16 protein-coding genes are annotated in these 21739 nt (G+C 33.9%); 14 read left to right on the top strand and 2 right to left on the bottom strand.

Annotated features, from left to right (window positions below):
* Positions 1–72: 72 nt before the first annotated feature.
* The 10 genes from RBH94_RS05720 to RBH94_RS05675 all read left to right on the top strand — a co-directional run bounded on the left by RBH94_RS05720 (position 73) and on the right by RBH94_RS05675 (position 15292).
* On the top strand, positions 73–3468 hold the full coding sequence (locus RBH94_RS05720; protein WP_307882769.1) for a DUF4175 family protein: 3396 nt from the start codon (positions 73–75) through the stop codon (positions 3466–3468).
* Positions 3461–3871 (top strand): rRNA maturation RNase YbeY, encoded by a 411-nt coding sequence (ybeY, locus tag RBH94_RS05715; protein WP_307882768.1) that lies wholly within the window; start codon positions 3461–3463, stop codon positions 3869–3871. Before RBH94_RS05720 ends, ybeY begins: the two co-directional genes overlap by 8 nt.
* Positions 3872–3956: 85 nt before the next feature.
* Positions 3957–5828 (top strand): tRNA uridine-5-carboxymethylaminomethyl(34) synthesis enzyme MnmG, encoded by a 1872-nt coding sequence (mnmG, locus tag RBH94_RS05710; RefSeq protein ID WP_307882767.1) that lies wholly within the window; start codon positions 3957–3959, stop codon positions 5826–5828.
* Positions 5829–5929: 101 nt separating this feature from the next.
* Positions 5930–6793, top strand: a complete 864-nt coding sequence (locus RBH94_RS05705) for a class I SAM-dependent methyltransferase (RefSeq protein ID WP_374047720.1) — start codon at positions 5930–5932, stop codon at positions 6791–6793.
* Positions 6794–7016: 223 nt separating this feature from the next.
* Positions 7017–7532: an OmpH family outer membrane protein gene (locus RBH94_RS05700; RefSeq protein WP_307882765.1), complete on the top strand. Its 516-nt coding sequence runs from the start codon at positions 7017–7019 to the stop codon at positions 7530–7532.
* 321 nt (positions 7533–7853) lie between these two features.
* Positions 7854–10229, top strand: a complete 2376-nt coding sequence (locus tag RBH94_RS05695; protein ID WP_307882764.1) for a TonB-dependent receptor — start codon at positions 7854–7856, stop codon at positions 10227–10229.
* Between the two features lie 5 nt (positions 10230–10234).
* Positions 10235–11086 carry a DUF4249 domain-containing protein gene (locus RBH94_RS05690; protein WP_307882763.1) on the top strand — a complete coding sequence of 284 codons (852 nt, stop codon included), beginning with the start codon at positions 10235–10237 and terminating at the stop codon, positions 11084–11086.
* A gap of 297 nt (positions 11087–11383) precedes the next feature.
* Positions 11384–11896 (top strand): RNA polymerase sigma factor, encoded by a 513-nt coding sequence (locus RBH94_RS05685; protein WP_307882762.1) that lies wholly within the window; start codon positions 11384–11386, stop codon positions 11894–11896.
* A 53-nt stretch (positions 11897–11949) separates the two neighbouring features.
* Complete coding sequence (locus RBH94_RS05680) at positions 11950–12876, top strand: FecR family protein (protein ID WP_307882761.1); 927 nt, start codon at positions 11950–11952, stop codon at positions 12874–12876.
* A gap of 61 nt (positions 12877–12937) precedes the next feature.
* Positions 12938–15292, top strand: a complete 2355-nt coding sequence (locus RBH94_RS05675; RefSeq protein ID WP_307882760.1) for a TonB-dependent receptor domain-containing protein — start codon at positions 12938–12940, stop codon at positions 15290–15292.
* Positions 15293–15295: 3 nt separating this feature from the next.
* Here the strand turns inward: RBH94_RS05675 and holB are convergent, their stop codons facing one another.
* On the bottom strand, positions 15296–16447 hold the full coding sequence (gene holB, locus RBH94_RS05670) for a DNA polymerase III subunit delta' (protein WP_307882759.1): 1152 nt from the start codon (positions 16445–16447) through the stop codon (positions 15296–15298).
* Between the two features lie 162 nt (positions 16448–16609).
* On the opposite strand from holB, the gene RBH94_RS05665 reads away from it, so the two are divergent.
* The 4 genes from RBH94_RS05665 to RBH94_RS05650 all read left to right on the top strand — a co-directional run bounded on the left by RBH94_RS05665 (position 16610) and on the right by RBH94_RS05650 (position 21449).
* A complete protein-coding gene (locus RBH94_RS05665; RefSeq protein ID WP_307882758.1) occupies positions 16610–17458 on the top strand; it encodes a T9SS type A sorting domain-containing protein in 849 nt (282 codons plus the stop codon).
* A 163-nt stretch (positions 17459–17621) separates the two neighbouring features.
* Entirely contained in the window at positions 17622–18809 is a 1188-nt protein-coding gene (pgk, locus tag RBH94_RS05660) for a phosphoglycerate kinase (protein ID WP_307882757.1), read from the top strand.
* A 79-nt stretch (positions 18810–18888) separates the two neighbouring features.
* Positions 18889–20451: a lytic transglycosylase domain-containing protein gene (locus RBH94_RS05655; RefSeq protein ID WP_307882756.1), complete on the top strand. Its 1563-nt coding sequence runs from the start codon at positions 18889–18891 to the stop codon at positions 20449–20451.
* A 20-nt stretch (positions 20452–20471) separates the two neighbouring features.
* Positions 20472–21449, top strand: coding sequence for a DUF4837 family protein (locus RBH94_RS05650; protein ID WP_307882755.1), 978 nt, complete (start codon positions 20472–20474; stop codon positions 21447–21449).
* Positions 21450–21519: 70 nt separating this feature from the next.
* Here the strand turns inward: RBH94_RS05650 and tatA are convergent, their stop codons facing one another.
* Entirely contained in the window at positions 21520–21702 is a 183-nt protein-coding gene (gene tatA, locus RBH94_RS05645) for a twin-arginine translocase TatA/TatE family subunit (RefSeq protein WP_188222659.1), read from the bottom strand.
* Positions 21703–21739: the final 37 nt, after the last annotated feature.

Raw genomic sequence — 21739 nt, 5'->3', positions numbered from 1 at the left:
TACAATTAACACATTATTATAAAGACTCTAAAAAATAAAATTGTAGCTTTATAAGTTATAAAGCCAATAACTGTGACGAATTTTAAGAACATACAATTAAAGCTTGAAGGGTTTATAAAGCGGTATTATTATAATGAATTACTCAAAGGAGCTATCCTGTTTTTTGCTATAGGATTACTGTTTTTTTTAGGCACCTTATTGGTTGAATATATGTTGTGGTTAAATACTACGGCGCGTACAGCTTTATTCTGGGGCTTTGTGCTTGTTGAGCTAGGGTTACTTATAAAGTTTATAGTTTGGCCGTTAAGTAAATTGTTTAAACTTCAGAATGGCATTAATTACGAACAGGCTAGTAAAATTATTGGCATACATTTTCCGGAGGTAAATGACAAATTATTGAATGTACTTCAGTTATATGAGAACAGTGATAAAAGTGAATTGCTGTTAGCGAGTATAGATCAGAAATCTTTCGAACTTTCACCCATTCCTTTTAAGTTGGCTGTTAATTTTAAAAGCAACCTCAAGTATTTAAAATATGCTGCTATTCCTGTTATAATTTTATTGGTTGTTTTTTTTACCGGAAATATCAATTGGTTTAGTGATAGCTATAAACGTGTTGTGCATTATAAAACAGCTTATGAACCACCAGCACCGTTTCAGTTTTTTGTGGTTAATGAAAATTTAAACGCTTTAGAGGACAAGGATTTTAAGCTTTTAGTTAGAACCTCTGGTAGTGTTGTTCCAGAAAATGCGCAAATAGCTTATAATGACGAAACGTATTATTTGCAGCAAACTGGAGTAGGGGAGTTTGAATATATTTTTTCTAAACCTAAGGGGGAAATAACATTTCAATTAACAGCTAATGATGTTACTTCAAAGCCCTATACCGTAAAGCTTATTGAGGTGCCTTCATTGTTAGATTTTCAAATGATTTTAGATTATCCTGAGTATACTAAAAAGCAGGATGAAGTGTTAAAGAGTACCGGTAACGCTGTTGTTCCTGAAGGAACCAATGTGAGTTGGAAATTAAAGGCAAAATCCACCACGCAGGTGCATCTGTATGCTACAGATACTATCTTATTTTCTAAAGATAATGATGCATTCCTAACATCTAAGCAAGTGTTTAATAATTTAAATTATAGTTTAAGTACAAGTAATGAGAATTTAAAGAATTATGAAAACCTTGGATTTACAATCGACGTCATTAAAGATGCTTATCCTGAATTGAATATTAAAATGGAAAAGGATAGTCTTGATTTGCAGACTTTATATTTCTACGGGCAGATTAGTGACGACTATGGATTTAGTAAATTAGAGATGGTGTACTATCCTGCTGACGACGTAACTGATGTTAAAACTGTTGATATGAAAGTGTCCGGTTCAAATTTTGACGAATTTATTACATCTTTCCCTTATAATATTGATATTCAGGATGGTATATCTTATGAATTGTATTTTCAAGTCTCTGATAATGATGTAGTTAACCGTTTTAAAACAGTAAAATCGAACACGTTTAGTTATAGAAAACGAACGTTAGATGAAGAGGCTCAAAAAAATCTAAATGAGCAGAAGGAAACTATAAAAGATCTGAATAAATCCTTAAAGAATTTTGAGGAACAAGAAAAACAATTAGAGCAATTATCCAATACGCAAAAGGAAAAGGAGATTCTAAATTTTAATGATAAAAAGAAACTGGAATCTTTTTTAGAACGTCAAAAGCAGCAAGACGAATTGATGAAAAATTTCAATAAAAAATTAAAAGATAATATTGAAAATTTCCCAAAGAATGAAAAGGAAGATCCGTTTAAGGAGGATCTAAAAAAGCGTTTAGATGAGAATGAAAAAAAGTTAAAGCAAGACGAAGAATTACTTGAAGAGTTAGAAAAGTTTAAGGATAAAATTACCAAAGAGCAACTAGCTAAACGCCTTGAAGATTTAGGTAAACAAAATAAAAATAAAAAGCGTAGTTTGGAGCAGTTGTTAGAATTAACCAAACGTTTTTATGTGCAACAAAAGTTGGATAAATTAAAAGAAGATTTAATGCAAATGGCCATTGAGCAGGAGGAATTATCCAAACAAAAACCCCAAGAAAATACTAAAGAAAAGCAAGATAGATTAAATAAAGATTTTAAAGATTTCACCCAGGAATTGGAAGAATTACAAAAGGAAAGTAAAGGATTAAAAAAACCGATTGATATTCCTCAGGATAAATTGGAAGAAAATGAAATTAAAAAGGAACAGCAATCGGCATCTGAAGCATTAGAGCAAAATCAGGACGAACAGAACCCTGATGATGCACCAAAAGATTCTAAACCAAATAAGAACATGCAGGATGCTCAGAAAAGTCAAAAAAAAGCTGCAGAAAAGATGAAACAAATGAGCGAACAAATGCAGGCTTCTATGCAAGCAGATGGAGGTGAGCAGATGCAGGAAGACGTTGATATGCTCCGTCAGATTTTAGATAATTTAATATTATTTTCTTTTGATGAAGAAGCGCTGATGAATCAGTTTAAGGCAATAGAAGAGGGGCATAGTAAATATGCTAATTATCTAAAAATCCAGAATTATTTGAGAGAACACTTCGAGCATATTGACGATAGTTTGTTTGCTTTGTCTTTACGTCAACCAAAATTATCAGAACAGGTCAATAAGGAAATTACAGAAGTGTATTATAATGTCGATAAGGCTTTAAATTATTTCGCCGAAGGACAATTGTATCAAGGTATTTCCAACCAACAGTTTACTGTTACAGCGGCTAATAATTTGGCTAATTTTTTAAGTTCCGTTTTAGATAACATGGAGGAACAATTAAACATGTCACAGAGTTCTAGTGGACAAGGTGAAATGCAATTGCCTGATATTATTTTGAGCCAGGAGCAATTGAATGAAATGATGGAAAAAGGCATGAAACAAAGTGAAGAAGGAAAGCCCAAAAATGATAATGAACAAGGGCAACTTAAAGATGGAGAAGGGGATAAAGAAAATGAAAAAGGGGAGCAAGGAAAGCCTGGGGAGAAGGGAAAGAACAATGAAAATGGAGAAGGAAATAGTGAAGAACTTAATGGAATGTTGTATGAAATTTATCAACGACAGCAGGAGCTTAGAAACGCGCTTGAAGAGCGTATGGCTAAAGAAGGTAAAGATGCTAACACAGAGCGTTTAGTTAGGTCTATGGAGCGTGTTGAAATGGAATTATTAAATAAAGGATTTACTAATCAAACACTGCAAAGGATGATGAATTTAAAACATCAATTATTAAAATTAGAAAACGCTACCTTACAGCAAGGAGAAAATAATAAGCGTGAATCTGAATCTAATAATAAGACGTTTCAGAATACTTCAAATAATCCATTACCAAATGCTAAACAATATTTCAATACTACAGAAATATTGAATAAACAAACCTTACCTTTGCAGCCGGATTATAAAAAGAAAGTTCAAGTTTATTTTAAGCAAAACAATGATTAATTTCAATTACGAAACCGATTTCAATATCGAGAATGAAGACCAATTGGCTACCTGGTTAACTGGGGTAATTTCTAATGAAGGATTTAAGTTAGAAGAGATAAATTATGTGTTTTGTGATGATGAATATTTACATAAGTTAAATGTTGAGTTTCTTGATCACGATACGCTAACTGATATTATTAGTTTTGATTATACGGTAGGTAAATTGATTCAAGGAGATATCTTTATTTCGGTTGAGCGAGTGAAGGATAATGCTAAAGATTTTGAACAAAATTTTGATAAGGAATTACAACGGGTTATTGTTCATGGTGTGCTTCATTATTGTGGTTATAAAGACAAAACTGATGATGAGTCTAAGTTGATGAGAGAGAAGGAAGACTTCTATATTAATCAGCTGGCTTAATATTCACAAAATCAGTGTATATTTGCAAACTCAAATTTAAAAATTGTATTGTGTTCCACGTGGAACAACCTTAAAAAGTAAAGTTATGTTTAGTGATGTATATGATGTTATAGTTGTTGGTGCTGGTCATGCAGGGAGTGAAGCTGCTGCTGCTGCTGCCAACATGGGAAGTAAAACATTACTTATTACAATGAACCTTCAAAACATTGCACAAATGTCTTGTAATCCTGCCATGGGAGGAATAGCAAAAGGACAAATTGTTCGTGAAATTGATGCGCTTGGTGGGTATAGTGGAATTGTTTCCGATACCTCTGCTATCCAATTCAAGATGCTAAATAAATCTAAAGGGCCTGCTATGTGGAGTCCGAGGGTGCAGAGTGATCGTATGCGATTTGCTGAAGATTGGCGTATGCTTTTAGAGGGAACTCCTAATCTGGATTTTTACCAGGAAATGGTGTCGGGGTTGTTAATAGAAGGCGATCAAGTTGTAGGTGTGAAAACATCACTTGGTGTTGAGGTTAAAGCTAAATCTGTTGTCCTTACTAATGGAACATTTTTAAATGGATTGATTCATATTGGAGATAAAAATTTCGGTGGTGGTAGAGCAGGGGAAAAAGCTGCGAAAGGAATCACTGAGCAGTTAGTTGATTTAGGTTTTGATTCGGGTAGAATGAAAACAGGTACACCGCCACGTGTTGATGGTCGTTCGTTAGATTATTCTAAAATGACTGAGCAACCTGGTGATGAGAATCCTGAAAAATTCTCTTATCTAGACGTCACAAAACCGTTGACTAAACAGCGATCTTGTCATATGACATATACGAGTGAATTGGTTCACGATTTACTTCGCGAAGGTTTCGATAGGTCGCCTATGTTTAATGGTAGAATTAAAAGTTTAGGTCCGCGTTACTGTCCGTCTATCGAAGATAAAATTAATCGTTTTGCAGATAAAGATCGTCATCAGTTATTTATTGAACCAGAAGGGTGGAACACCTGTGAAGTGTATGTAAATGGTTTTTCAACATCCTTACCAGAAGATGTTCAGTTTAAAGCGTTGCGTTCAGTTGCTGGATTTGAAAATGTGAAATTCTTTAGACCAGGTTATGCTATAGAGTATGATTATTTTCCACCAACACAATTGAAGCATACTTTAGAAACGAAGTTAATTAATGGGTTATATTTTGCTGGACAAATTAATGGAACTACTGGATATGAGGAAGCAGCTTCTCAAGGTTTAATGGCTGGTATAAATGCTAGTTTAAAAGTACAGGAAAAGGATGCTTTTACATTAAAACGAGATGAGGCTTATATAGGGGTTTTAATTGATGATTTAATTACAAAAGGTACCGAAGAGCCCTATCGTATGTTTACGTCGCGTGCTGAGTATCGTACGTTACTAAGACAGGATAACGCTGATTTAAGATTAACACCAAAAGGTTTCAATCTTGGTTTAGCTTCAGAAAAGCGTTTAAGACGTATGGAAGAAAAACACGAGGCTGCAGAAAAGTTTGTTACCTTTTTTGAAGAAACAAGTGTAAAGCCGGATGAGATAAACCCAATATTAGAGAGTAAAAATTCTTCAGCGGTTAAACAGTCTGGGAAGCTATTTAAAATTTTTGCACGACCTAATATTGAGATGGAGGATGTTCGAAAAGTGGATAGTGTTGAACAGTATATTCAAGATAATAATTTAGATCGAGAGGTTATCGAACAGGCCGAAATTCAGGTAAAATATTCTGGATATATAGCCAAAGAAAAAAACAATGCCGATAAATTGAGTAGATTAGAATATGTTAAAATCCCAGAGAATTTCGATTATTCAAAAATTAAATCTATGAGTTTTGAAGCGCGTGAAAAACTAAAAAAGATTCAACCAACAACTGTGTCGCAAGCGTCACGAATTAGTGGTGTTTCTCCTAACGATATTTCCGTACTATTGGTTTACATGGGAAGATAATTTTTTAAACGTTCCACGTGGAACGTTTATTTTTTTATTGAAAAGACATCTTGTTATATTAATTTTCAGTTTAATTTCTAAAAAATAGTTGAGCATTCGTGGTGAAAGAAAACGAAACTAAAGTGTATTTAAAAGTAAAAGATCATTCCGTTTCAGGAGAAGAATTTAGTTTAATTCAAAATTCAGAATACGGTTTTTTAGAAACCGTGCCTCAACCTAGTTTAGAAAAATTACCAGATTATTATAAAAGTGAAGATTATATTTCACATACTGATGCTAAACGAAATGCTTTTGAAAAAGTATACCATCTGGTTCGTTCGTATGCGTTAAATAAAAAATTGCAATTAATAAATTCATTTCAATCGGAATCTAAAACTATTTTAGATGTTGGATGCGGAACAGGCGATTTTTTGCAAACGGCACAAAACAATGGTTGGACCATTTTTGGAGTGGAACCAAACAAAGAGGCGAGGGGAGTAGCAAATCAAAAAACAAATGATTCGGTTTTTGATATCGATCAACTTTCAAAATTTGAACCGCATATTTTCGATGTGATTACCCTTTGGCATGTTTTAGAGCATTTGCCAAATTTAGAAAAACAAGTTTCTGTTTTTAAAACACTTTTAAAACCAAATGGTACTTTGGTAATTGCTGTTCCAAATTTTAAAAGTTATGATGCCAAATATTATAAATCGTTTTGGGCTGCTTTCGATGTCCCGAGACATCTTTGGCATTTTGATGCAAATTCTATTTCTAAGTTATTTGCAACCGTTGCAATGGAAGTTGAAAAAATTAACCCCATGCTATTTGATGCGTTTTATGTAAGCTTACTTTCAGAAAAATATAAATCAGGAAAAATGAATTTTATAAAAGGTTTTGTTGTCGGGCTACAATCAAATATAAAAGCATTAACCACAAAAGAAGCGTCATCACTTATTTATATACTTAAAAACGCTAAAAAATAGTTTTAAGGCTTTGTTTGCTTTTTAATCCCTTTGTGATGATAAAACACCTGTCTTAATTTTTAAAGTGTCTTAAATCGCTTAAAAACGGGTTGTTTTTTATAAGTCTTTCTTATCATTATTTATTTTATAGATAAGAATTATTTATTATTTAAATAAAACTTAATTTTTATCTATTTATAGATTACTTTGCTACATTTGGCTTAATTAAATTAACGAACAAAACATGAAGAAAATATTTTACTTAGCTGCTCTTGCAGTGGCTTTAACATCTTGCCAGCAACAGGCAAAAATTGGATTTGTAGATAATGGGGTGGTGATTAATGATTACCAGGAGAAAAAAGATGTAGAAACAAAATATCAAGATAAAGAAGCGGCGTTTAGAAAAAGAGCAGACAGTATAGGTCAAGCCTTCCAAATGGAAGTTCAGTCTAAGCAAGCCGAAGCTCAAAAGTCCTCTCAGGCAAAAGCTCAGGAAATAATGACTACGTTGCAAAAAAAACAGCAGCAGTTACAACAGCAAATGCAAATGGAGCAACAGATGATGCAACAGGAATTTCAAACTGATATTGATTCTGTAATTAATCGTGTAAAAGCTTTTGTTAAAGATTACGGAAAAAATAATGGCTACACGTATATTTTAGGAACTAGTGAAGCTGCTGCCACTGTAATGTACGGTTCTGAAGAAGATGATTTAACTAAAACTATTACTGATGCTTTGAATGAAGCATACAAAAAGTAAAAATAGTTTCAGTTTTATATATAATTTAGGCTCAGATTTAATTTTCTGAGCTTTTTTTGTAAAATGTAATTTATTTATAAGAAATTTCTGATAACTAAATTACAGGATATCAGAAACAATTCTAAGTCTCGTTCGTTGACAGAGTAAACAGCCTCGAGTCAAGCCCATGAGGTATTAAGTGAAATTATAATTTAATTTCGAGATATGACATTGAGTTTTTAATTTCGATTATCTAGTAAAATTTTAACCCAAATTGATTTTGAATTCAGTTTTAAAATCGGACTTATATAAAACGTTTAATCTTAAAGTAAATTAATTTTTATGAAGCACGTTGTGTTTAGCTTATGTATGTTGTTTAGCTGTGTGATTTTTGCGCAGGATAAATATACCATTAGGGGTACATTAAAAGATAAAGCCAATGGCGAAACTATTATCGGGGCTACAGTCTTTTTAAAAGGTACTTCTAACGGTGCCATAACCAATGAATATGGTTTTTATTCATTAACGGTGGCTGAAGGCGATTATGCGGTTTCTGTATCGTATTTAGGATATAACACCATTACAAAAACTATCAGTTTAACGGCTGACATGACCTTAGATTTTGAATTGGAAGAGTCGGCCATGTCATTAAATGAAGTTGTTATTACCGCTGAAGAATCTGAACAGATTGCTATTAGAAAACCACAAATGAGTGTATCCAAATTAAATTCTGGGACTATTAAACAGATTCCGGTGGTTATGGGTGAAGTAGATGTATTAAAGTCCATTCAAACATTACCTGGTGTTACAAATAATGGCGAAGGGTCATCAGGTTTTAATGTGCGTGGTGGTGCAGCCGATCAGAATTTAGTACTTCTTGATGAAGCTATTATTTATAATACATCCCACTTTTTTGGTTTCTTTTCAGTGTTTAATGCCGATGCTATTAAAGATATTAAGCTTTATAAGGGGGATATTCCAGCCAATTTTGGAGGAAGGGTATCATCTGTTTTAGATGTAAGACAAAAGGACGGTAACAGCAAGGATTTTAGTTTAAATGGTGGTGTTGGATTAATATCAAGTAGACTAGCTGCTGAAGGACCTGTGTTTGGTGATAAAGGTTCTTTTTTAATTGCCGGAAGAACATCTTATGCGCATTTGTTAATGAAAGCTATTGATGATTTAAAAGATGATAAAATTTCATTTTATGATTTGAACCTAAAAACCAATTATCAGATTAATGATAATAACCGAATTTATTTGTCTGGATATTTTGGTCGCGATGTATTTAATCTGTCTACAATCATTGAAAATAACTACGGAAATGCTACTGGAAACGTCAGGTGGAATCATATTTTCAACGATAAGTTGTTCTCTAATTTATCGCTTATATACAGTAAATACGACTATCAAATTATTCTTGATTTTATCGAGTTAGATTGGATTGCAGATATTAAAAATTACAACCTTAAGTACGATTTAAAGTACTATCTAAACGATAAGATTAATTTTGATTTTGGTGTAAGCGGAATAACTTATAATTTAAATCCGGGAGAAGTCAAACCAAGCTCCGAAAGTTCCTCTATTAATTATTTAAAATTAGATGATAAACGGGCGTTTGAAGGTGGTTTATACGTAAGTGCTGAGCATGAAATTACTAAAAATCTATCGGCACAATACGGTTTGCGTTTTAGTACCTTTTCAAGATTAGGCGGACAGAGTATGACGAATTACGTCAATGATCAGCCAGTAGTTTACAACCCGGAATTGGATATTTATGAGCGCGGTGAGGCTTCAGATGAAACTTACTATAAAAAAGGAGAAAGCATTAAAAATTTCAGCTATTTCGAACCGCGTTTGGGCTTGTCTTATCAGCTGAATAGTAATGCGGCTTTGAAAGCGAGTTATACCAAATCGTCACAGTATTTGCATTTATTGTCTAACACCTCTTCAGTAACGCCTTTAGATGTATGGACTCCTAGTGGACAGTATATAAAACCGCAAATTTCAAATCAGTATGCGATGGGGTTTTTCAGAAAGTTTAAGAATAATACTTATGCATTAGAGTTAGAAACCTATTACAAGACTATCGATAACCGGATTGATTATATCGACGGTTCAGATTTAATTGGAAATAATAACATAGAAACCGAAATTTTAAACGGGGAAGCCCGTGCTTACGGTTTAGAATTGTTACTAAGAAAAAACAAAGGAAAATTTACAGGCTGGTTTGCTTATACTTTATCAAAGTCAGAGCAACGTACCTTAGGAGGAAAAGCAGGAGGTCCGGGTATAAACAATGGGAATTGGTATAATACGCCTTACGACAGGACGCATGATATTTCGGTTACTGGAAGTTATAAACTAAATGATAAATGGAGTTTCAGCTCGAATTTAATATTTCAAACGGGGAGATCGGTAACTTATCCAAACGGACAGTACAATTACGAGGGACTTTCGGTGGCGACGTATGCCAATAGAAATGAAGATCGTTTACCAAGTTATCATAGATTGGATGTATCAGCAACGTATAAGCCAAATAGAAAGCCGGACAACCGTTGGAAAGGCGAATGGGTATTTGGTATTTATAACGTTTATAATCGGAAGAATGCAGCCTCTATTTCGTTTAATCAAAACGATCAAACAGGGTTAAATGAAGCGTCTCGTATTTCAATCTTCGGAATCATTCCTTCAGTAGCTTATAATTTTAAATTTTAAACAGAATGAAACGATATATAAAAAACATAGCGGTACTAATCATGGCGAGTTTAGGGGTATTAGCTTGCGAAGATGTAATAGAAGTAGAGGTGCCAACAGGGGAAATTAGATTAGTAATTGAAGCTTCTTTAGATTGGGAAAAAGGAACTTTAGGAAACAATCAAACCATTAAATTAAGTACATCAACACCGTATTTTGAAACTACAAATAATACAGCCGTAACTAATGCGACGGTAACGGTAACAAATTTAGAGACAAATGAAGTTTTTGATTTTACAAATCAAAACGATGGCACCTATACAACTTCGACCTTTGTGCCGGTTGAAAACAACCAATATCAATTAGATGTGGTTTATAATAACGAAACATATACCGCTATCGAGACTTTAATTCCGGTGCCTGATATCAATGCCGTTAATCAGTCCCAAGATGGTGGTTTAGATCCGGATTTATTGGAAGTAAATGTCTATTTTGACGATCCAGCTGATGAAGATAATTTCTACCTGTTTAGATATTATGAAGACGGTGATTTATTTCCATATTTTGAAGATTATTCAGATGAGTTTTCTAACGGAAACGAAATTCATGATTTCTTTGAAAAACAAGAAGATGATGATAATGATCAGGCCGAATTTCAACCGGGAGATACTGTCGATATTAATCTATATGGTATTTCAGAAGGCTACTATAATTACATGCGTATTTTAATAGAGCAGTATTATTCTGGAGGTAATCCTTTTTCTTCAAATGGCGTTCAGTTAAAAGGAAATTGTATCAATACCACCAACGCAGAAAATTATCCATATGGCTATTTTAGAGCCACACAGGTTGTAAAAACAAGCTATACGTTTGAATAAATAGATAAAAGAAATAGTGAAAAGTTTGCGAATTTGAAACAGTGTCTAATAGCAGAAAACCTTGTGACAAATTCGCTTTTCACTCTTCTCACTTAAAATACTCCCAGCATAAGTTTTAGCTATTAAACCAGTCTTGGAGGTTAAGATTTTGGGAACAAAAAAAGGATCAACTCACTAGAAAATCTAGTTCATTTAAAATCTCTCGTTTATATTAAAACAGTCGAAAGTAGATTTACCCTACTTTTTATTTTAATTTTTTTAAATTTGATTGTCAGGCCCTAAGCATTTTAGCAAATTATGGACAATGAAAATCAATCTGTTTGTGAGGAGAAAACCTACGAATTGCTCTTCAATATACACTCGGAGTCACTGTATAACTTCATATATTATAAATGTGGTGATCAGCACCAAGCCGAAGACATTGTCCAGGAAGCCTATATAAAACTTTGGAATAATTGTTCAAAAGTACTTTTTAAAAAAGCAAAATCTTATCTCTTTACGATATCACGTAATCTCTTTTTAAATGAAGTCGCGCATCAAAAAATTGTTTTAAATCACCAGTCTAAACAAATAAAACAAAACAATATTGAAACGCCAGAATTTCTTTTAGAAGAGCAGCAATTCATGGAAAAATTAAAAAGAGCGATAGCGAATTTGCCTGAAAAACAACGTGAAGTTTTTTTGTTAAGCAGGATTGATAAGAAGAAATATAGTGAGATCTCAGAGATTGTAGGCATCTCTGTAAAGGCCGTAGAAAAACGCATGAGTCAGGCCTTGGAATTGTTGCGGAAGCAAATAGTTGAAATTTAAAGTAGGGTAAAACCGTAATTAACTGTTTTAGAAGTATAATAACTTATTTATTCATGGAGGGGTTTAATAAAGATGAATCATTTTTAGCACGCTGGGTTGCTGGTGAATTAACCGGTGAGGAGCTTGAGAATTTCAGAAATTCTGAAGACTATGCGCTGTACAGTAAAATTAACGAAGCCTCTCAAACCTTAAAAACTCCTGAGTTTAATAAAACTGAAACGTTTAATAAAATCCAAGCCGGTACTAATAAAAAGGGTTCAATACCTAAAGTTAAACGACTTGTTCCGCTTTGGAGTTATGCCGCCGCTGCAGCAATTGTTATCGCTTTTGGTCTATTTTATTTTACATCAGCAACAAATGAATATGTAACAGGCTTTTCAGAGCAATTAGCTGTTATACTTCCTGATGATTCTAAAGTACAGTTGAATGCTAATTCAGAGTTAGAATTTAAAAAATACAATTGGTTAGACAATAGAACCTTAAACCTTAAAGGGGAAGCATTTTTTGAGGTTGAAAAAGGAGAAACGTTTACAGTGCTAACATCTCAGGGGGCAGTAGAAGTTCTTGGAACGGAGTTTAATGTTATTGCCAGAGATGGTTATTTTGAAGTGCAATGTCGTGAAGGTAAAGTACGTGTAACAAGTAAACCTGCTAATAATCAAACGGTGTTACTTCCAGGTAATGCCGTGCGTATTGTAAATAATAAATTGGAACCCTGGGAATTTAATGCCAAAGAACCAAGCTGGGTAATTGGTGAAAGTACGTTTTATGACGCTCCCATTAAACAGGTTTTAATTGCCTTAGAGAATCAGTATCAAATAACCGTTGATGCGTCTCAGATAGATTTAAACAAAAGATATACCGGTGGGTTTACCCATAAAGATTTAAATCTTGCTTTAAAAACGGTTTTAATACCAATGGATCTTACCTATAATTTTAATGCCGAAAAGCGCGTTATAGTTTTAGAATCAAGTAACTAAAATTAGATTAATAATATTATTTTAAATTTAAGGTGTTATTTGAATGAACTTAACCGCATAAATGAAACATAAATTAACGTTACTTTTTCTGTTAGTTTCCTTTTCTATGCTTTCACAGGAGAGAGCATCGGTAAGTTATTTAAATATTCCAATAGCTCATGTTTTTCTTGATTTAGAATCGAAGTTCAACGTTAAATTCTCGTATAATTCAAAGTTGATAAGCGAGCAATTAATAACCTTGGAGGCAAAGGAGATTACTTTAGAAGAGCTTTTGTTTGATATTGAAGCTTTGGTTGATATTAGGTTTAAAAAAGAAACAGAACGCTATTATACAGTTCAAAAAATTAAAAACCGAAGTGTAACAGATACGCAGCATCTGGAGCAGGTGGTAGTTCGGGAATACCTTACTTCCGGAATTAATGAAAACAACGATGATACGTCTATTATTTTATCTCCTGAAAAATTAGGGATACTTCCTGGCTTAACTGAGCCTGATGTGTTACAAAGTATTCAATTGTTGCCCGGTGTTCAAAGTCCTACAGAAACGGCTTCAGGCTTATTTATAAGAGGAGGGACTCCCGACCAGAATTTAGTACTTTGGGATGGTATTAAAATGTATAATTCCGGACATTTTTTCGGAACCATTTCGGCGTTAAATCCTTACATAACGCAAGATATTAAGCTGTATAAAAACGGAACGAAAGCGCGATATGGTAATCGAATTTCAGGAGTTATTGATATTACATCAGATGAAGATATTCCTAAAAAAATAACAGGTAGTACAGGCCTTAATATGACGCATACCGATGCGAATTTAAGATTACCTTTAGGAGAAAAAGCTGCTGTAATGATATCCGGAAGACGATCTATAGCTGATATTTTTGATACGGAAACCTTTAGAAATTTGTCCAAACGCGTGTTTCAGGAAACCAAAATATCGGAGGGCAATAAAGTGACCGAAGATGATGAAGTAACTACGACTAAAGATTTATTTTATTTTAATGATTTCACCGTAAAGGCAATTCTTAAACCCAATGAAAATAACACGTTTTTGGTTAGTAATTTATTTACAAAAAATAAACTGGACTATGGGTTTTTAATAGACGCCTATGATGAAGCTTCACAAGATAAATTAGATATTAAAAATCAAGGGTCAAGCGTGAAATGGAATCATCGTTATAATGATGTTTTTACGCATGAATTTAGTGCATATTATTCAAATTATGATTTTGAATATACCGGTATAAATTCAATACCAAATGAATTCAGTAATCGACTTAATAAACAAAATAGAGTAGAAGATTTGGGTGTGGCTTTCGATGGCAATTACCATTTGGGTAGTGCTTCGACATTAGATTTTGGGTATCAATTTTCGTCTAATAAAGTTAATTATGCACTGAGTTTTGAAGACAGCGAAAGTCCGGAGGATAATTATAACGAATTTAATTTTAAAACGAATAATAACCATGCCGTTTATGGTGATTATAAATATTGTGTTTTGGATAAATGGTTATTGAATTTTGGAGTAAGAGCCAACTATTTTTCGGTAGTAGATAAACTCTTTTTTGAACCGAGGTTTCAGTTAGAAACCAGACTGTTTCAGAATATAAAATTTAAAAGTTCAGTTGAAAATTTACACCAATCGGTTAGTCAGGTTATTGAGTTTAATACCCAAGAATTTGGTTTAGAAAATCAAATATGGGTATTATCCGATGGCGAAGACATTCCTGTTTTGAAGAGTTTTCAGGTGACTTCCGGCTTTGTTTTTGATAAATCGGGCTGGTATTTTGATGTTGAAGGGTATTATAAAGACATCGATGGTTTAACCTCGTTTACCTTAGGTTTTGATAATATCGATGACTTCTTTTCAAAAGGAAAAAGTAAGGTTTTAGGGCTTGATGTATTGGTAAAAAAGAAAATACATAATTACCGAACCTGGATGAGTTATTCGTTGATGAATAATGATTTTACGTTTAATACTATCAACAATGGTAATGCTTTTCCCGGTAATTCAGATATTACGCATCATTTTACTTGGTCGCATACTTACGAATGGAAACATTTAGAGTTTTCTTTAGGCTGGAATATCAGGATGGGTATTCCTTATACAAAAGCGAATGGCTTAATAGAAACCTTGGGGGATCCTATAATTGATTTTGAAGAAACTAACGGCGCTAGATTACCAAACTATCATAAATTAGATGTTTCTGCGACATATAGCTTTAATTTTTCTAAAAATGAACGCTGGAAAGGAAAACTAGGTGTGTCCTTTTTGAATGTTTACAATCAAAAAAATGTGTTGAGTCGAAAATACGAAATAGCTCAAAGTACAGAAGATGATAGTCTTGTGCTACGCGAAATCAATAAGAATTCATTAGGATTTACCCCTAATGTAGTATTTAGAATAGATTTTTAAAGGTTACTCTTTTTTATGAAGTAAACGAGTCAGTTTAATCGATAAATCGGTTAAAATGATTTTTGAATTCCCGTTACGCTCAATGTGGTAAATGGCATCTTGAAGTTCATCACTAATTTCCATGATATTATTGCCGTGAATGAACGGTGCAAAATTTTCCAGTTTAAACTTTTCCGTTTTTGGTTCTAAGAACACCAAATCTTCCGCATTGTAATTCAGTAATAACGCTTGTCTGAAGAAATCGATACAAAACTGAAGAAACTGTTTTTGGGTTTCTCTGCCCGTTTTAGAGATATCTTCGCTCCATGAAATTAAATCGTGAATAGCGGCTTTGTTACCTTTGGCTTTAAAGGCGCTGCGGACCCAGAATATAAACCAGGTTTCAAACTGAATGTCTTCAGAATCGTGATAAACTAAATCGCAGGCTTTGTTAAAATTACCGTTCGATTGATGTGCAATTTTCGTGGCTGCTGCTTCGTTTAAATCGTATTTGTTTTTAAGTGTTTCTTTAATAACCTCTTCGGCTAATGGAGGAAAATGCAATACCTGACAGCGAGAGCGAATCGTGTTTATAATTTGCTCTTCATCTTCTGCAATAAGTAAAAATATGGTTTTAGTTGGAGGCTCTTCAATAAGCTTTAAAAGCTTGTTAGCGGCTGCAATGTTCATCTTTTCAGCCATCCAGATAATCATCACTTTATAACCACCTTCATACGATTTTAACGAAAGGGCTTTTACAATGTCCTGAGCTTCATCTACACCAATTTGCCCCTGTTTGTTATCTACCCCTAAAAGTTTATACCAATCGAAAAGGTTTCCGTAAGGCTGTTCTTTTAATAATTGACGCCATTCTTCCAGATAATGACTCGAAACGGGATGACTTTTGGCTTTTTCACTGGTCGTTACAGGAAAGGCAAAATGTAAATCGGGATGTGATAGGTTGTTAAACTTTAGGTTGCAAGATTCATTGCCTGTGTTGTTTTCTCCGTTACTATTTTTACAAAGTATATACTGAGCGTATGCAATGGCCATTGGTAAAGTGCCCGACCCCTCTGGTCCAACGAATAATTGGGCGTGCGGAATTCGTCCATTATCAACACTTTGTGTTAAATGGGATTTAATATAGTCTTGACCTAAAATTTCTGAAAATAGCATGAGACAAATATAACCGAATTCATAAAAGAATTCATAGTAACTCTTGCAATAAGACTAATTAACAGGCAGATTGTCGAAATTGTGACAGGGATTTATATTTTTCTATTAGATTTGAAAAACCCTATTAATCTATTCATTTTTAGTTGTTTAAAATTAAGAGTCATGAACAAAACTACAATCACTTTTCTATTTTCGGTGGCCTGTTCATTTATTCTTAGGGCTCAGGCTTATAAGCAGGGTTTCGATGCCAGTAATAAAGACAATTGGGCATATACAACTAATATTCCGTTTTATTCAGAACAAAATGGAACCGATTTATGGGGAAGAACTTCCCAGGCTAATGGTAGGATTCCAAGAGCGTTTTCAGGAACTAGTTATATTGCTGGGCGTGATCTAGATAATGAATATTCTGAAGCAGCAACAGGGAAAGCTTCTCCAGAGCATATGTTGTTGTTTGATCCGATTGAATTGAATGGCGTTCCTGCCGATATTTCGTTTCGAGCACAATATGTGAATCTAAAATCTTCTGATTATATCTTCTTTGAAATAGCTTTCGATAACGAAACCGAGTGGACGAGATATGATTTTCACGAAGATATATTTAAAACGGCTCTGTCCGGCAGGTTTAATTCTAACGGTTGGAAACATCTAACGTATAATGTGCCATCTGGGCATCAATACGTACGCATGCGAGTGGTAATTTACCAAAATGGAAATGCTTACTTAGGTTTGGATGATTTTGAATTAACCATGAAAACCTTATCCTCAGATGATTTTAGTTTGGAGGGGGTTTCTTTTGGGCCAAACCCAACTAAAGATTATTTAAAAATTAAAGCTCATGTTGTTCTTGATGAGGTGTCAATTTACAATGTTTTAGGAAAAGAGGTGCTGACTAAGAGTATTAACAGAAGCGAAGTTAATTTAGATTTATCGAACCTACCTAACGGCATTTATATTGCAAAAGTGACGTCAGGAGATACGTCTAAAAGCATTCAAATAATTAAGAAATAAGCCTAAATTCAATAATAAATGTAAATCCGAATTGCTGTATTAGTGGTTCGGATTTTATTTTTTTTTAAAATTATACGCCGGTTACATCGTTTTCGTAAAAAAAGGCGTTTTAAAGCTCTATTTAATTAGTTACATTTGTGAAACAAATTAATTAAGAATAAGAATGAAAACGCTAAACGATTTTAACTTCAAAGATAAAAAAGCACTAATCCGTGTAGATTTTAATGTGCCTTTAGATGAAAATTTTAATGTAACAGATGCGACACGAATTGTTTCAGCAAAACCAACCATTATAAAGGTTTTAGAAGATGGTGGGAGTTGTATTTTAATGTCTCATTTAGGGCGTCCAAAGGGTATACAGGATGAGTTTTCATTAAAGCATATTGTAGCAAAGGTTTCTGAAGTTTTAGGAGTTGAAGTGAAATTTGTTTCAGAATGTGTAGGAGAAAAGGCTGAAGCTACCGCTGCAGATTTACAACCAGGAGAAGTATTGTTACTTGAAAATTTACGTTTTCATGCTGAAGAAACAGCAGGAGATAAAGACTTTGCCGGTCAATTGGCAAAACTTGGAGACATCTATGTGAACGACGCGTTTGGTACGGCACACAGAGCGCATGCTTCAACGACTATTGTAGCTCAGTTTTTCCCTGAAGATAAATGTTTTGGAAGCCTACTAGCTCAGGAAATTGAAAGTATAGATAAAGTAATGAAGACGGGAGAAAAGCCTGTTTTAGCAATTCTTGGTGGTGCTAAAGTGTCTTCAAAAATCACTATCATAGAAAATATTTTAGATAAGGTAGACCACTTGATCATAGGTGGTGGTATGGCATTTACATTTGTTAAAGCTCAAGGCGGGAAAATAGGGAATTCTATTTGTGAGGATGATAAAATGGATTTAGCCTTAGATATCTTAAAGCAAGCGAAGGAGAAAAATGTTCAGGTTCATATTCCGGTAGATACTATTGCTGCAGATGCGTTTAGTAACGATGCTAATACTCAGGAAGTGGATATTGATGCGATTCCTGATGGTTGGGAAGGTGTTGATGCCGGACCTAAATCAAGAAAACAATTCCATGATGTGGTAATGCATTGTAAAACAATTCTTTGGAATGGTCCATTAGGTGTTTTTGAAATGGAAAGCTTTGCTCAAGGGACAATTGAGTTAGGAAATTCAATTGCTGAAGCGACTAAAAATGGAGCTTTCTCATTAGTTGGAGGAGGTGATTCTGTAGCTGCTGTTAAGCAATTCGGTTTTGAAGATAAAGTAAGCTATGTAAGTACTGGAGGTGGTGCAATGCTTGAAAGTTTAGAAGGAATTGTGTTGCCTGGTATCGCTGCAATTCAGGAATAAACCTAATTAAGTTTTTAATTTAGCTTAAAAAATACGATTTTAGCCATATTATCGTTCAATAACGTAATGAATTGATTTTATGGCTTTTCGCATTTTTATAGTTGTATGTTTTGTGTCGTTTACGAGTGCTTTCTCGCAAACAAATGGTGTTGAGGTAGAAGAAAAGACTGATGTTTCTCAAAATAATGTCGTTTTAAAGGATTCTTTAGTGGATGGAAAAAAGCCTAAAGTAACCCAAGTTCTATTTCAAAACGACTCACTTCTAATTCAAAAGTTTGAAGATAATTTTTTAGCGGCAGGTGTCGATGAAAAATGGTTAGAAGAATTATATAGTAATTCGCTTTACGATACGGTTTACAATTCGGTTGCTCAAATGAATTTTGAGGAGGTCGAATATCCTGAATTACCTACCGATACTCTTAAGTCTAGGTTAGCCTTATTAAATGCTAGAACACCTTTTAATGTAGAATACAATCCAAGTTTGGAGAGTGTTATTAAAGGGTATTTAAAAAATCGTAGAGAGTTATTACAACGCTTAATTAATTTAAGCGCCTTTTACTTTCCAATGTTCGAGCGAGAGTTGGATAACTACAATTTGCCATTAGAAATAAAATACTTAGCAGTCGTTGAATCAGCGTTAAAACCTAGGGCTAAATCTAGAGTAGGAGCGACTGGTTTATGGCAGTTTATGTTTAGTACAGGTAAAATGTATGGTTTGGATGTAAGTAGTTATGTTGATGAACGTAGCGACCCAATAAAGTCTACTGAGGCAGCTGCAAAATATTTGTCTAAACTTTATGAAATTTTTGGTGACTGGGATTTAGCTTTGGCGGCATATAATTCTGGCCCTGGTAACGTAACAAAGGCGATTAGAAGATCTGGAGGCTATCAGAATTATTGGAATATCAGACATAATTTACCACGTGAAACAGCGGGATATCTTCCGGCATTTTTAGCCAATATGTATATTTTTGAATACGCCGAAGAACATGGGTTTACCAGGCCCAGACCGGAAGTGGCGTATTTTGAAACGGATACTATTCGTGTAAAGCAAATGATTACTTTAGATCAGGTTGCCGAGGTAACAGGTGTGGCTATTGAGGAGCTTCAATTTTTAAATCCATCTTATAAATTAGATATTATTCCGTTTATAAAAGATGAAAATTACACGTTGCGTTTGCCAAGAACGGTAATAGGTGACTTCGTTACCAACGAAGAACAGATTTATGCGTTTGCTAAAGCCGAATTTGATAAACGAGAAAAGCCTCTACCTCAGTTTTTTGATGCCGATGCTAAAACCATTTACAGAGTTAGATCGGGTGATTTCTTAGGCAAAATTGCCAGAAAATATGGTGTTCGAGTGAGTCAGATTAAACAATGGAACGGATTGCGTAGTAATGATTTAAGAATAGGTCAACGATTAACGATATACCCTAGAAACCCTAATATGGCTGTTGCTAATAATGCTACAACAAAAGTGGTGGCTGGTAACGCAACGACTTATGTCGTTAAAAGTGGTGATACACTTTGGGGTATTTCTCAAAAATTTCCTGGAGTTTCTGTTCAAAATATTAAAGATTGGAACGGTATTCGCGGTAATACTTTAAAACCAGGAATGAAACTTAAAATATCTAAAGGATAATTCCTTAAATTTATCGAACTATGAGAACTCTTTTTGTTTCAATTTTAACTCTATTACTTGTGGTGTCTTGCGGTGATAAAAAGTCGTCGGATAAGAAAATCATTTTAGACTCATCTGGAAATATTAATAATGTTTCAGTGATTTTAGAAAATGATTTGTGGGATGGTAGAATAGGAGATGCCATAAGAAATGTGCTTGCTGCGCCTATTTACGGACTTCCTCAAGATGAACCTACTTTTACTTTGAGTCAGATACCACCATCGGTGTTTTCAGGCTTTGTAACCAAGAACAGAACGATTTTAAAAATTGAAATGAATAAGGAGCCTGGTGTAACGTTTCAGGATAATGTTTATGCTCAGCCACAGAAAGTAATTGTTGTTTCAGGAAAAGATAGAGAAGAGATTGTAGGTTTAATTCATGAAAACGGTGATGCTATAGTGCAAACGTTCAGAGCCATGGAGTTAAAAGAAAGACAACGCCAAATGGCTAAATCACCTCATAATTTTGAATCTATAGAAAATAAATTAGACTTAACTCTAAAATTTGCTTCAGCTTATCGTATTGCCAAGGAAACCGATAATTTCTTTTGGATTAGAAAAGATATTACTACAGGAACCACGAACTTAATGATTTACGAATTGCCGCATTCAGCTATTAAAAGAAACGATAGTGTAGTTGGGCAAATCATTAAAATAAGAGATTCAATTGGTCAAACTCATATAGAAGGAACTGTTGAAGGAACGTACATGGTAACAGAAAATGCCTATACACCATTTTTTGAAGAAACAACATTAGACAATAAACCAGCTTTTGAGGTTAAGGGGATTTGGGATTTGAAAAACGGTTTCATGGGAGGTCCGTTTTTAAGTTATACCATTGAAGATAAAACGCATGACCGATGGGTGGTTATTGAAGGCTTTGCGTTTGCGCCATCGGTTGAGAAACGCGATTATATGTTAGAATTAGAGTCTATTATAAAATCGGTTAAAATAGAGTAAAAAAGGTATTTAAATACATAAAAAAACCAGCTGAATCAGCTGGTTTTTTTATATGAATAAAAGATGATACTTATTGTTTATCCTCTTTTTTGTCTTCGTCTTTACTAGCGTCTTTAAATTCTTTAATTCCGCTTCCTAGTCCTCTCATTAATTCAGGGATTTTTTTACCTCCAAATAATAATAAAACTACTATAACTATTAGAGCTATTTGTAATGGTCCAATAGCGCCTAAGAATATACTTGATGAGATCATAATTAAAAATTTAGTTTCGCAAAGTTAATAATTAAAG

The organism is Aestuariibaculum sp. YM273 (assembly GCF_030908365.1).
Taxonomy (GTDB): Bacteria; Bacteroidota; Bacteroidia; order Flavobacteriales; family Flavobacteriaceae; genus Aestuariibaculum; species Aestuariibaculum marinum.
Note: the sequence above shows the minus strand (reverse complement) of the source record. Positions and strands in the feature narration are given on the sequence as shown.